The sequence below is a fragment of the Streptomyces sp. NPDC052042 genome (assembly GCF_044548345.1).
Lineage (GTDB): Bacteria > Actinomycetota > Actinomycetes > Streptomycetales > Streptomycetaceae > Streptomyces.
Window position 1 is genome coordinate 25,580 of record NZ_JBIUBU010000040.1, and the last position, 13,344, is coordinate 38,923.

10 protein-coding genes and 3 pseudogenes are annotated in these 13,344 nt (G+C 67.9%); 9 read left to right on the forward strand and 4 right to left on the reverse strand.

Annotated features, from left to right (window positions below):
* Nucleotides 1-372 precede the first annotated feature (372 nt).
* The 8 genes and pseudogenes from ACIHCL_RS34485 to ACIHCL_RS34520 all read left to right on the forward strand — a co-directional run bounded on the left by ACIHCL_RS34485 (nt 373) and on the right by ACIHCL_RS34520 (nt 10,145).
* The gene (locus ACIHCL_RS34485; RefSeq protein WP_399868260.1) at nt 373-1,716 is read left to right on the forward strand and encodes an MFS transporter; all 1,344 of its coding nucleotides are present in this window, start codon (nt 373-375) and stop codon (nt 1,714-1,716) included.
* A 51-nt stretch (nt 1,717-1,767) separates the two neighbouring features.
* The gene (locus tag ACIHCL_RS34490; protein WP_399868261.1) at nt 1,768-3,354 is read left to right on the forward strand and encodes an FGGY family carbohydrate kinase; all 1,587 of its coding nucleotides are present in this window, start codon (nt 1,768-1,770) and stop codon (nt 3,352-3,354) included.
* 28 nt (nt 3,355-3,382) lie between these two features.
* Nucleotides 3,383-4,411 (forward strand): NAD(P)-dependent oxidoreductase, encoded by a 1,029-nt coding sequence (locus ACIHCL_RS34495; protein WP_399868263.1) that lies wholly within the window; start codon nt 3,383-3,385, stop codon nt 4,409-4,411.
* Nucleotides 4,412-4,463: 52 nt separating this feature from the next.
* Nucleotides 4,464-5,981, forward strand: coding sequence for an aldehyde dehydrogenase family protein (locus ACIHCL_RS34500; protein ID WP_399868265.1), 1,518 nt, complete (start codon nt 4,464-4,466; stop codon nt 5,979-5,981).
* Nucleotides 5,960-7,219 (forward strand): MFS transporter, encoded by a 1,260-nt coding sequence (locus ACIHCL_RS34505; protein ID WP_399868266.1) that lies wholly within the window; start codon nt 5,960-5,962, stop codon nt 7,217-7,219. The genes ACIHCL_RS34500 and ACIHCL_RS34505 overlap by 22 nt, the downstream gene beginning before the upstream one ends.
* 642 nt (nt 7,220-7,861) lie before the next feature.
* Nucleotides 7,862-8,014: pseudogene (locus ACIHCL_RS34510) on the forward strand (aminoglycoside phosphotransferase family protein); the annotation flags it as partial.
* 62 nt (nt 8,015-8,076) lie between these two features.
* Nucleotides 8,077-8,436 (forward strand): transposase, encoded by a 360-nt coding sequence (locus tag ACIHCL_RS34515; protein ID WP_399868267.1) that lies wholly within the window; start codon nt 8,077-8,079, stop codon nt 8,434-8,436.
* A 650-nt stretch (nt 8,437-9,086) separates the two neighbouring features.
* Nucleotides 9,087-10,145 carry a reverse transcriptase domain-containing protein gene (locus tag ACIHCL_RS34520; RefSeq protein WP_399868273.1) on the forward strand — a complete coding sequence of 353 codons (1,059 nt, stop codon included), beginning with the start codon at nt 9,087-9,089 and terminating at the stop codon, nt 10,143-10,145.
* A 36-nt stretch (nt 10,146-10,181) separates the two neighbouring features.
* On the opposite strand, the gene ACIHCL_RS34525 is transcribed toward ACIHCL_RS34520, so the two are convergent.
* From ACIHCL_RS34525 to ACIHCL_RS34535, 3 genes and pseudogenes are all read right to left on the reverse strand, one after another.
* Nucleotides 10,182-10,325: a hypothetical protein gene (locus tag ACIHCL_RS34525; protein WP_399868269.1), complete on the reverse strand. Its 144-nt coding sequence runs from the start codon at nt 10,323-10,325 to the stop codon at nt 10,182-10,184.
* A gap of 156 nt (nt 10,326-10,481) precedes the next feature.
* Nucleotides 10,482-10,547 (reverse strand): annotated as a pseudogene (locus ACIHCL_RS34530) (IS630 family transposase); the annotation flags it as partial.
* A 196-nt stretch (nt 10,548-10,743) separates the two neighbouring features.
* Entirely contained in the window at nt 10,744-11,385 is a 642-nt protein-coding gene (locus ACIHCL_RS34535) for a MerR family transcriptional regulator (protein ID WP_399868270.1), read from the reverse strand.
* Between the two features lie 88 nt (nt 11,386-11,473).
* Here ACIHCL_RS34535 and ACIHCL_RS34540 point away from each other — a divergent pair, with 88 nt between their 5' ends.
* A complete protein-coding gene (locus tag ACIHCL_RS34540; RefSeq protein ID WP_399868271.1) occupies nt 11,474-11,956 on the forward strand; it encodes a DUF4188 domain-containing protein in 483 nt (160 codons plus the stop codon).
* A gap of 111 nt (nt 11,957-12,067) precedes the next feature.
* Here the strand turns inward: ACIHCL_RS34540 and ACIHCL_RS34545 are convergent.
* Nucleotides 12,068-13,249: pseudogene (locus tag ACIHCL_RS34545) on the reverse strand (IS701 family transposase); the annotation flags it as partial.
* Nucleotides 13,250-13,344: the final 95 nt, after the last annotated feature.

The following is a 13,344-nucleotide window of genomic DNA, read 5'->3' on the forward strand; positions in this document are numbered from 1 at the left end:
CCCAGCCGCCCCGACGATGCGCGAGACCGGTACTGCAGAGCCGCGCTCCGTGGACGCCGGCGCCGGTGGTGCGCCGATGAATACGGGCGATGACGGAGCGGGTCGGCGCAAGCCGGTCGACTCCAAGGTGCGCGCCGTCACGGCCCCCGAGCGGCGTTCCCGGTCGCGGTCCACGGCCCCTTCACCGGTACTGGTTGCCGCCTGTAAGTGTTCGCACCCGGCTGCGGCGAAGGAGCATCACTCGCAATTTGGGCATATTCGTCGAATACCGACAGGCGGTCGCCATGCTCGCATCACGAAAGCGAAAGAAGAACCTTGACAGCGCAGGCGGCGGAGTCATGATGTTTGAGCACCGGTTCACCGAGTGTACAAATGTTCAGACTCAAGGAGGAGTCTATGACGACGCAGGACGGCGTCGCGCAGCCGCAGAGCCGGTGGACGCATGCCCTTACGAACCAAGGAATCTCCCGGGTCCTGCTCTGGGGTTTCATCGCCCTCATGCTGTTCATGGTCGGCGACGGGATCGAACTCAGCTTCCTGTCGACCTACCTGGAGGAACGCGGGTTCAGTGGTGGTCAGGTCGCAGGGCTGTTCAGCGCTTACGGCATCGTCGTGGCGGTCGCCGCCTGGCTGGCCGGCGCACTGGCCGAGGCCTGGGGCCCGCGAAGAGTGATGCTCATCGGCGCGTGCCTGTGGATCGTGCTGGAACTCGCGTTCCTGACCCTCGGCGTCATGCAGGAGAACTACCCGGTGATGATCGCGACCTACGCGATTCGTGCCATCGGTTACCCGTTCTTCGCCTACGGATTTCTTGTCTGGGTCACCATGGAGACGCCCGATGCGGTCATGGGGAAAGCCGTCGGCTGGTACTGGTTCTTCAACGCCATGGGCCTGGGGGTCATCAGCGGGTACTTCGTGGCCGTCACTGTCGAACCGCTGGGGGAACTGGCCACCCTGTGGTCGTCGCTGGTATTCGTCGCGGTCGCTGCCCTCATGATCGCAGTGCTGGTGAAGTCCCGGGCCGGCGCGCGCAGAGTCACCCGTGCGGAGACCATCGAGGGGCTCAAGCGCGGCATCGCCATCATGAAGGAACGCCCGAAGGTCGGTATCGGCGGCGCTGTCCGCCTCATCAACACGATCTCGTACTACTCGTTCGCCGTGTTCCTCAACGTGTACATGGTCAAGACGGTCGGCTTCAGCCAGTCGCAGTGGTCCTCGATCTGGGGCACCATGCTTGCGGCGAACGTGGCCGCGAACCTCATCTCCGGTTACGCCTCCGACCGGTTCGGCCGCATCAATGTCATCGCCTGGGGCGGCGGAGCTGCCACAGCGATCACCGTTCTCGGGTTCTACTACCTGCCGCAGGCGGTCGGTGCGAACTACGTCGTCATCATGGCCCTGGGCATCGTCTACGGTCTCGCGCTGGGCATGTACGTCCCGCTGTCAGCCGTCGTCCCGCTCCTGGCTCCGCAGCACAAGGCGGCCGCAGTCGCGGTCCTGAATCTCGGTGCCGGCCTCAGCAACTTCGGGGGCCCGGCCGTGGCGGCGCTGGTCGGGCCGCTGGGTGTCGGGCCGGTTGTCTGGATTCTCGCGGCGCTCTACATCGTCGGGATCTTCCTCACCTTCCTCTTGCGTGAGGTGGGCGTCGAAGCCCCGGGGCACGGTCCACAGGTCGATCCAGCTCCCCCGGTGGCCACTCGGGTCATCTCTGAATAACCCGCCGCAGGCTGATCCGCTGGAGAACCCGAACGGAGAGAGTAGGTATCGATGAGAAGCCGAGTCCAGGCCGTACTGGGCATCGACGCCGGCACGACGTCGGTGAAGTCCGTCGTCATCAGCACGACGGGTGACGTGCTCGGGGCCGCCAGATCGACGGTCCGTATCCGGCGGCCGCAACCGCACTACGCCGAACAGGACATGGACGAGGTCTGGTCCGCTGTCGGGCAGACAATCAGCGCGGCACTGGCCGAAGCCGGTGATGTCGAGCTGCTCGGGCTCAGCGTGACGGGCCAGGGCGACGGTGCGTGGCTCGTGGACGCCGGCGGACGTCCCGCCGGTCCAGCCGTACTGTGGCTGGACGGCAGAGCTGCCGAGCGGGTGGCTCGATGGGAGGCCGACGGGCGCGGGGAACTGGTCCGCTGCACGACGGGTTCGGCCCTGTTCCCGGGGGCCCTGCCCGTTCTCCTGGAAGAACTGCAGGACAGTGATCCCGGACTCCTCACCCGCGCGGCGACGCAGCTCAACTGCAAGGACTGGATCCGTTTCCAACTTACGGGAGTTGTGGGAACGGAGGCTTCCGAGGCCTCGCGCACCTACCTGGACGTTGCCACGGGGCGCTACTCTGAGGAGCTCATCGAAGGCCTGGGCCACGGCGGTTTCCGTCGGTTGTTGCCGCCCCTGTTCCCACCCGATGCGGTGTGCGGCCGAGTGACGGAGAAAGCAGCGCGAGAGACCGGCCTGCCCGTCGGTCTGCCCGTTGCGACCGGCCTGGTCGACACGCCGGCCGGCGGCGTCGGCCTGGGAGTCGTCGGGCCGGGCGAGGCGTACGCGATCCTCGGCACCACCGCGTTCGTCGGTGCCGTACAGGAGCGCGTCAGCGCGCCCGTTGACGTACCGGTCATCACCCTCAACCTGGGCCAGGGAACTCAGGTCATCGAGTGCCTCGCCCCGATGAACGGCACCCCCAACCTCGACTGGGCGCGAGAGGCCACAGGCCTGGCCGGGCTGGAATGGTCACAGATCGAAGAACTCGTCAACGCCGTTCCGGCCGGGGCCGGGGGGGTGCTCTACCTGCCCTACGGGGGCGTAAGCGGTGAGCGAGCGCCTTTCGTGGACACCGCGGCCTCGGCGGCATGGCTGAACATCACCGTACGCACCAGCCCGGGAGAACTGCTGCGCGCCGTCTACGAAGGCATTGCTCTGTCCCTGGGCGAATGCATGGACGTACTGGGCATCAACGCTGACGCGACGGTCCGGCTCTGCGGCGGTGGGGCGCAATCGCCGGTCGTCTGTCAGATCGTCGCCGACGTGACCGGTCGCCGCATCGTCCGCTCCACTTTCGCCGAACTCGGCGCCCGCGGTGCGGGCGCGCTGGCCCTCGTTGCTGTCGGCGCGGCACCCGACCTTCCCGCCGCGCTCGCCCAGTTCGGCGACGACGCTCAGATCTTCGAGGCAGATCCCCGTCTGCGAGCCCTGCACGACGCCCAGGCCCAGGTGTTCCGCGACGTCCGCGACGCCGTGCGACGCCACTGGCCGGACCTGCGGGCGGTGCAGGCGGCCGCACACGCCGCCGACGCGAGCCCCGCGTCCGAACCCACGGCCGCCCTCTCCGCGGACGCACCCCCCGCAACCTGATCCCTGACTACGAAATCAAGGAAAATTCATGTCGAACCAGACCACCCACAGCGCCCGCCCACTCCTGCTGGTCACCGCACCCTTCGACCAAGCTCGAGCCGAGCTGCTCGAGGACGTCTTCGACGTCGAACTCGTCGAGCCCTCTCTGGCCGGCACATCGCTGGCGACCAGGGGACTCGACGAGCAGCTCGCCCGCGCGACCGCACTCGTGTGCGAGGTCGACGTCGTCGACGAAGCCACCTTGGACAAGGCACCTGAGCTGCGGGTCGTCGTGTCCTGCCGTGCAAACCCGGTCAACGTCGACGTGGAAGCGTGTACTGCACGCGAGATCGCCGTCCTGACTACCCCGGCCCGCAATGCCGACGTCACCGCGGATCTCGCCTTCACACTGCTTCTCATGACCGTTCGGCACACCGGCCGGGCCGAACGCTGGCTGCGCAGCGGTGCATGGAAGTCCGAGGACGTGTTCGAGCCCTACTCGACCTTTCGCGGGCTCGGGCTGTCCGGACGCACCCTCGGCATCCTCGGTGGTGGCGCCATCGGGCGCCGGATGATGCAGCGGGCCCGGGCCTTCGGCATGGATGTCGTCGTCTACGACCCGTTCCTCCCGTCCGACGCGTTCGGCGACCAGGCGCGCATCGTCGAACTCGACGAGGTGCTGTCCACGGCCGACATCGTCACCGTCCACGTCCCGCTGGCCGAGTCCACCATCGGGCTGATCGGTGACCGGGAGCTGCGGCTCATGCGTCCGGATGCCTACTTGGTGAATGCAGGGCGCGCCGCGGTGGTGGAGGAGGACGCGCTCGTCAACGCGCTCGCCGAGGGGCAGATCGCCGGAGCCGGGCTCGACGTGTTCTGGACCGAGCCGGTCCCCGCCGACCATCCGCTGCTCAGCCTCGACAATGTCACCCTCACCCCTCACATCGGCGGCGCCTCCGACGACGTCGTGACCGAGCACTCCAAGATCGCCGAACGCGGCCTGCGCGCGTGGGTGGCGGGTGAGCGGCCCCCCGCGATCGCCAACCCCGCCGTGCTCGAGCCGCCCATCGCGCGCTAAGGCGCCCGCACCCGCTCACTTACCGCAACGCAATGCCTCAGGAGGGCCAGACATGAGCGTCATCGAAGACGCCAGCACGACACCCAACCTCAGCCCAGCCGTTTCGGCTCTGCTCCAGGCCCCACCGCGGCTCCTCATCAACGGCGAGATGGTACCGGCTGACAAGGGCGGCACCATCCCCGTACTGAACCCCGCCACGGGCCGGCAGATCGCGACCGCAGCCGCGGCAGGAGTCACCGACGTGGACCGCGCCGTGCGGGCCGCGGCTGCGGCGATGGAGCCCGGTTCGCCGTGGCGACGGATGTCCGCCCTCGACCGCGGCCGGATCATCGAGCGCTTCGCCGCTCTGCTCGAGGCCCACGCCGAAGAACTCGCCGACCTCGAGGCACTCGACGGCGGTAAGGTGCGCAGCTCCGCCCGCCAGAACGACGTGGAACTATCCATCAAGCACTTCGCGTACTTCGCGGGCTGGCCCAGCAAGATCGAGGGAAACACCATTCCGGTGTCCGTGCCCGACACCATGGTGCGGACCGAGCGGGAACCCGTTGGTGTCGTCGCGCAGATCATTCCGTGGAACTTCCCTCTTCTCATGGCGGCTTGGAAGATTGCGCCCGCCTTGGCCGCCGGGTGCGCGATCGTCCTCAAGCCCGCCGAGAACACCCCGCTCGTCGCGATCCGCCTGGGCCAACTGGGCCTCGAGGCCGGACTGCCCAACGGTGTTCTCAACATCCTCCCCGGCTACGGACCGGAAGCAGGCGAGGCACTTGTCGAACACCCACTCGTGGACAAGATCGCCTTCACGGGTTCCACCCGTGTCGGGATCCACCTGGCGCAGAAGGCGGCCGCACAGGTCAAGCGCGTGACGCTGGAACTCGGCGGGAAGAGTCCGAACATCATCTTCGCCGATTCTCCTGTCGAGGAGGCAGTGGCCGGCGCGGCATCGGCGATCTTCTCGAACGCCGGCCAGTCGTGCAGTGCCGGTTCACGCCTCTACGTCGAACGCTCCCGCTTCGACGACGTCGTGGGCGCCCTGTCCGAACGGGCTGACAGCATGCGCGTCGGACCGGGGCTCGATCCGAGCACCGACCTCGGTCCGCTCATCAGTCGAACCCAGCTCGACCGAGTCCGCGGCTACATCGACGGCGCGCTCACCGGTGGCGCGACTGCCGCCGCCGGTGCAGTAGCCCCGGCTGGCGTCGACGCGGACGGATACTTCCTGCGTCCCACCGTTCTGACCGATGTCGACGACACAATGGCAGCGGTACGCGAGGAGATCTTCGGTCCCGTCGTCGTGGCCCAGCCCTTCGACTCCCTCGAAGAGATCGCGGCGCGCGGCAACGACTCACCCTACGGTCTCGCGGCCGGCATCTGGACACGTGACATCGCCCGCGCGAACCGCCTGGCGAAACTCCTCAGGGCGGGCACCATCTACATCAACATGTACGGTGCCACTGATGCCGCAGCACCGTTCGGTGGATTCAAGACCTCAGGCTACGGCCGTGAGATGGGCCACGCGAACCTCGAATCATACCTCGAGACGAAGACGGTATGGACAAGCCTGTCGATGTGAGCGGCAACGCGCGGTCGACCCGGGTGCCGGCCATGGTCCTCATGGACGACCGGCTGCGCCCTGGAGCCGTCGCATTGAACGTCACTCTCGGGGCGCTCGTCCAGGTGCTGGCACTGAGCACGTGGTACGCGACGTCAGCGGTGGCGCCGCAGCTGGCGCGGCACTGGAACCTCGACTCGGGCGAAGTCTCGTGGCTGACGAGCTGCGTCCTGCTCGGGTTCGCGGCCGGAGCGCTGGGACTGGGGCTGCTGCGCGTCGCCGACCGGGTACGCCCGGGCGTACTCCTGCCGCTGGGCTCGCTGATCGCTGCCGCGTGCACAGCGTTGCCTGCGGTTCTACCCATCGGATTCGCGCCGACCCTTGCTCTGCGCGTCCTCACGGGAATCGCTCTTGCGGCGGTGTATCCGCCGGGGATGAAGGCCGTCGCCTCATGGACCCTGGCCCGCCGCGGGTCGGCAGTCGCACTGGTCGTGGCTTCCTTGACGTTGGGCAGCGCTCTTCCGCACGCACTCCGCACGCTGCCGTTGCCGGGCTGGCGAAGTGTCCTCCTCATCTCGGCGGTTGCCGCGACACTGGCAGCCGGGCTGGCGACGACGACTCGGACCGGCCCGCACACGAGCGAGACCGACACACTACGGATCGGTGCCGCCTGGCAGCTCTTCCGCAACAGGCGACAGCGGCTCGTCACCTTGGCCTATCTGGGCCATATGTGGGAGGTCTACGGCCTGTGGACATGGTCGGTCGCGTTGCTCGCCGCGTTGCCCGGTTCGGGGGGCCCTGTCCTCGGTGTCCCGGGATGGGGCCCGTTCCTGCTGATCGGCGTAGCCGGGGCCATCGGCTGCTTCGGCGCAGGTTCCGCAGCCGATCGGTGGGGCAGAGTCCGTGTCACGACCGTAGTCGTCACCATCTCGGCCTGTTGCTGCCTCCTCGCACCAGCGTTGCCACTTCTTCCCGACATAGTGACTGCGGTGATGTTGATCGTTTGGGGGGCATCGGTGATCGGGGATTCACCGATGTACTCAGCGTTGCTTGCTGACTCCTCCGACCCGACCGCCGTGGGGACGGCCCTGACCGTGCAGATGGCGCTCGGATACTCTCTCGCGGCGGTACCGGTCCTCCTGCTGCCGCACCTGGCCGCGCACGTCGGATGGCCCTGGGCCTTGCTCTCACTGGCGCCCGGACCACTGGCCAGTGCCTTGAGTCTCCGGAGACTGCAGAGGCTTGACCGGACCAGTTGAGGCCCGGTGTGGTGTCTTGCCGTCCCCGCCGTCGGCCAGGACCGCGCCGTTCCACGGCGGAGGCGCTGATGCCCAGGTGGGCGGCGACCTCCGGATATCCCCAGAGCTGCTGGTCGTCGGCCATCGTGTCCTCCTCGTTCGTCGGTGATGAGCGTACGCAAGATCCGGATGGGCGGGCGTACGGCAAGACCGCCCCTGCCGGTCGGCGCGGGGCAGCCTTCTGCGCTTGCGGTCAGACCTCGGCGAGGCGGTGGGAGAGGTCCAGGGCGACAGTGGCGACCGCGAGGGCGGCGCACAGGCCGGTCACCTCGTGGAGGGTGGGGTGGACCAGGCGCGGCCAGTCGTCGGGGGCGGCGGGCCAGGAGGCGAGGAGGACCTCGATGGTGGCCAGGCCGAGGTGGGCGGTGACAGCCCAGCCCGCTCGGGAGGCGGGCTCCCAGTGCAGGCGGATACGGCCGAGCGGGAGTCTGGGGGGTGCCCCGACGCCGCAGAGTGGCCCGTGCCTGGATGCGATCTTGCCGGACTGGTCACAGTCGCACGGTCATCGCTTCTCCTAAAGAGTTCGTGCGGGTCGCCAGCCGGATGATGAGGTGACACGGTGACCAACCACGATGAGGCAGCGAGTGCCCGACCGTTGACCCTGGCTTGGGCGAGCCGGCACCTGGACTGGTCGCGGTTGATCCGACTGCCGCGCATTGCGAGTATCCGTCACTCCTCATGACACATATGGCGGGCCGGCCGGTCCTCGACGACGAGGGATTGGACACGCGTCTCCCCCTGCTGGCCCGTGAGGTTCCCCCGAGATGCGGGGATGGGTGACAGGCGGTCAGATGGGTCTCGTGAGAGGAGTCCAGACGATGCCTGCGCCGAGGAAGTACCCGCTGGAGTTGCGTGAGCGTGCGGTACGGATGTATCGGACCGCCGAGCCAAAGCCCGTGATCCGCCGCATGGTCGAGGAGCTTGGTGTGCACCATGAGGCCCTGCGTAACTGGATCCGGCAGGCCGAGGCTGATGCCGGCGAATGCGACGACATGCTCACCACTGCCGAGCGGGACGAGCTTGCCGCCCTGCGTAAGGAGAACGCACAGCTCAGGCGTGCGAACGAGGTCCTGCGGACGGCCTCGGCTTTTTTCGCGACCCAGCTGTGCGCCACGAGGCGCGATGATGATCGGAAGGCGGTGAAAGACCGCATCCGTTGGGCCGTCGCAGCGGCCTGATCGAAGCTTGGGGCAGCCTGACCCGGGGAACGCCGGTGAGGGCGGCAAGCGGCCCCGACGAAGACGGGTCGTGCCGGAACTGCCAGACGGTGCGGGCCTGTTCAGCGAGGTCAGAAGGTGTAGCGAGAGCGAACCAGTGGTTGAAGCTCCGTAAGCGCGAAGCCGGGTCAAATCTGGTGGATATGGGCCGGTGTGCAGTGCGTGGGACTCCGCCCGCACGGGTGGGGGCCCAACTCCGAAGCCGTGTAGCTGTGTCGGTGGGGAGGCCACGTTGAAAGTCTGCGGCGTGGACGTGGCGACGCTGCCGGAGTAGAGCTGGGCGCCTCCCTGACCGATCGATCACATCGTGAACGTGGGAACCATCCGCGGTCGCCCTTCTGCCGGGCAGCCAGTTCGGCGGTGGGCAGGTCCGTTGCCGACTGATGGCCGTGGGATGGGGCGGAGGCCCCGTAGTAGTCGCGGGCGTGACGACCCGCCATGGAGGCCGTGAGAGACGGCCGCAGGGCGAAGGGGGCCAGCAAGTCAGCAGTCGAAGTACTGGAATGCCGGGAGGTTTTCGCTGGTGAATACCGACGAACTGGAGCACGCCTTATATGTGGCGGAGCGACGGGTACTGAATATCCAGACCAAGCTGCACCGTTGGGCCCGTGATGATTCTCATCGCAGGTTCGACGACCTCTACGATCTCGTTGCCGATCCTGGATTTCTGCTCGTTGCCTGGGATCGGGTGCGGAGCAACAAGGGGGGCCAGAGCGGCAGGGGTGGACGGACGCACGCCCCGTTCCATCGAGGCCGGGCAGGGGGTCGAGGATTTTCTCGACGGGCTGCGGTCGCAACTGAAGGACCGCAGTTCCTGCCCGCTTCCGGTGCGGGAGCGAATGATTCCGAAGACGGGTGGGAAACTTCGCCGTCTCGGAATCGCGACCATTGCCGACCGGGTGGCCCAAGCATCCTTGAAACTGGTGTTGGAGCCGATTTTCGAAGCGGATTTCCTTCCGTGTTCCTACGGATTCCGACCGAATCGCCGGGCTCATGACGCGGTGGCCGAGGTTCGCTATCTCACGTCCAAGTCGTACGACTGGATCGTAGAAGGCGGTATCAAGGCATGCTTCGATGAGATCTCGCACGCGGCCCTGATGGACCGGGTGCGCCTCCGAATCGAGGACAAACGCGTTCTGGCCCTGGTGAAGATATTCCTCAAAGCAGGCATCCTCGGTGAGGATCGCCTGCTGTGGGAGACCACTGCCGGGACTCCGCAGGGATCAATCCTCTCGCCCTTGCTCAGCAACGTGGCATTGTCGGTACTGGACGAGTATGTGGCCCAGGCGCCGGGAGGCCCGTCAACTGGCAAGGTGAAACGGGCCAGACGGCGCCGCCATGGTCTGCCCAACTACCGCCTGTCGCGGTACGCGGACGACTGGTGCCTGATGGTCTCCGGCTCCCGATCGGATGCCGAAACCTTGCGCGAGGAGATCGCCGTGGTCTTGTCCACGATGGGCCTGCGCCTGTCTCCGGAGAAGACCCTGATCACCCATATCGAAGATGGGCTGGATGTGCCACCCGAGAAAATCCAGCCCACCTACCTGGCCGGCTGGACCGCCACCAAGCTCCGCTGGAAGCTCACCGCGGACGACAAGGAACGGGCCGCCCTGGAGAAGCTTTCCACGGACTGCTCGGACACGATCGTGAAGTACGAGGTCGCCCCGTAACAGGCACCCGGTCATGCGACGGTCGGGGCGGGCCGCTCACCGCAGCCGGGTCACGGTCAGAGATCCGTGCCGCCCCGCCCCGGCCAGCACCCGCACCCGCACCACCGGGCCCGTCTCCACCTGCGTGTACGGCTCACCCTCGGCGTACCGCTCACCAACCGCTTCCGCCCCCACCAGCACGGCACTGACCTGGGCGTTCAGCCCGCCTACTCGCCAGTAGAAACCCCGGCCGCGACCCGATGGCAGGCCGACGGCGCGCAGATCCGCTGCGACCAGATCTCCTCCACCACCGTGATGTCGTGCTGCTGTGCAGGTAGGCCTGATGGTCAGGCCGGTTTAGGGGAGACAGTCGTCTATGAGGTGACTGCGGTACTGGAAGTGCCGTAGGCCGCGTCGGATGCTGCTGGTCGAGGTGTTCGGAAACGCGGGCGCCTTGCCCGACCGGGACGCAGGCGAGGTCGCGTACAGCGTCGCCCTCCAGCGTGCCGCCGTACAGATGAGAGCAGATTCCAGGTCGACGCGCTGCAGGTCCCAGCCCCGGCCTCGGCGTACGCGTACTGCGGATTTGGTCGTGAAGGTTCACCCTGATGAGCCGAAGTCAGTAGCGGCCCCCGAACCGCCGGGCCGATTCCTGGATGTGCGCCAGCCTGCGCAGGCTGAGCAGCACCGGTTCGTACAGCACGGTCAGCGCGACCGCCGCCTCGATCTGCCCGGCCGCCGTGGGCTGTTCCTCCACCGCGTCCAGGTCGGCAACGGCGAGCTCGGCGGCGATGCGGCCGTACGACAGCAGGCGCGCGTTGTCGCAGGGGTAGCCGAGGCGGACGAGCGCGGCGACAGAGGCGACGAGCGTGCCGAGGGCGGGGGAGGGGTCGTCGTGCATGCAGTGCCAGTCCAACTGCTCCAGCAACGCCTCCACCGAGTGGCGCGCGATCCCGGTCGCCTCGTCGTCCTCGGCGGGCCCAGGGTCATGCGGCAGCGCCCGGGCGGCCGCGCCGAGCCGCATGTGGTGGTCCAGCGACGTGTCCTCCGCAGCGGCGATCACCTCCCGCGCGACGGTCACCGGCACCTTGCCGATCTGGATCAGCGCCCGCACCAGACGCAGTCGGCGCAGGTGCTCCTCGCCGTACGCGGCCTGGGTGGCGGTGACCCGGTGGCCGGGCTGGAGCAGCCCTTCCCGCAGGTAGTACTTGATCGTCGAGGTGGACACCCCGCTGCGCTCACTCAGCTCGGCCAGTCTCATCGAACTTGCACCCTCCCTCGGATACTGACACTATCCAAAGATGGATAGTGTCACTATCTTATAGCGTACAGAGAGTGGGGAGCGCGGCATGGGTACGGCACCGATAGCGGGGCGAGTCACGACGGCGGCCGAGGGGGACGTGGTGATCTTCCTCATCGGCATGCGGATCAACCGGTGGCGGTCGGTGCGCCACTGGCTGCCCACCTTCACAGCCATGCCGCGCATGCTCAAGGAGCTTGCGCGCGAGGAGGGCAGCGGGCTGCTGGGATACCGGGGGTACACGGCCGGGCTGCGCACCCACACGTTTGTCCAGTATTGGGAGTCGCGCGAGAAGTTGCTCGCCTACGCCTCGGCCCCGGAACAGCAGCACCGCCCCGCCTGGGCGGCGTTCAACCGCCGTGCGCGGAGCGCCGCGGGGAGTGTCGGCATCTGGCACGAGACATACATCGTGCCGGCGGGCTCGTACGAGGCGATCTACCACGCCATGCCACCGACTGGGCTCGGCGAAGCCCATGGGGTCGAGCCGGTCGGGCGGCGGGGTGAGCGGGCCGCGGAGCGGCTCGCATCCTAGTAGTGCTTGGTCAGGTCGGTATTGGGGTGGGTGTGTCGCGGTGGTAGGTGGGGCAGGCGCCGGTCCGGACTGCGAGCAGGGTCTGCAGTTCACGGACGATCTGGTAGAGGCTCAGGCTGGCGCCGTGTCTTTTGGGGCCCGGGCCAGCCGTTGCAGGGTGCAGAAGGCGTGCGCGGCGGACACAAGGGTGACGTGGTGGTGCCAGCCGCCCCAGGTCCGGCCCTCGAAGTGGGCCAGGCCCAGGGCCTGCTTCATCTCCCGGTAGTCGTGCTCGATCCGCCGGCGGAGCTTGGCGAGCCGGACCAAGGTGGTCAGCGCAGTGTCGGCGGGCAGGTCGGACAGCCAGAACTGGACCGGCTCGCTCTCACCGGCGGGCCACTGGGCCAGCAGCCGGCACACGGGCAGCTCCGGGCCGTCGGTGGCCTGCCGGACCTCGCGTCCGGCGGGCCGGATCCGCAGGACCACGAACCGGGAGTACATCCGTTTCACGCCGGAGCGGCCCGCGCCGGACCGGGAACCCTCCCGCCATTGCACGGGCCTGGCCGCCTTCCGGCCCGCCGCGACAACCAGCTCTTTCACCGACTGCGGCTTGTCCGGGTACTTCGCCACCGGTGGGCGTCCGGTCCCGGAGTACGGCCCGGTCACCGGCACCGCGTCGCCGGGCTGGGCCGACAGCGTGGTGGAGATCCCCACCACGTAGTTCAGGCCGCGGGCCTGCACCCCGTGCCGGAACGCGGCGGCGTCGCCATATCCGGCGTCCGCGATGGCCAGCGGCACCTCGATGCCCCACGAGCGGGTCTCATCGAGCATGTCCAGGGCCAGCTGCCACTTCTCCACGTGCCCGACATCCTCGGGGATCTGGCAGACGGCACGACGGGCGGCCTTGGCCGGATCGGCCTTCGGCGAGTCGGGGTCCCACGTCCCGGGCAGGAACAGACGCCAGTTGACCGCCGCCGAGGCGTGGTCACGGGCGAGATGCAGCGAGACGCCGACCCGGCAGTTGGTGACCTTGCCCGCCGTGCCGGTGTACTGCCGCGACACACACGCCGAGGCACCCCCGTCCTTCAAGAACCCCGTGTCGTCGAAAATGAGCGCGGACGGCCGGATCGCCGCTTCCATTCTCCAGGCCACCCTGGCCCGCACATGCGCCGGATCCCAGGGACTGGTGGTCACGAAATTGGCCAGCGCCTGCCGATTCCCGTCCTCACCCAGCCGGGCCGCCATCGGCTCGACCGACTTGCGCTTACCGTCGGTCAGCAGCCCCCGCAGGTAGACCTGCCCCCACCGACGCTGTGAACCGCCCCGGGTTCGGTAGAGATCTCAGATTGTGGTTGTGACCTGGGGTTTTGTCAGTTCCGTGTAGTAGTTGGTCTCGTACTCGACGGGTG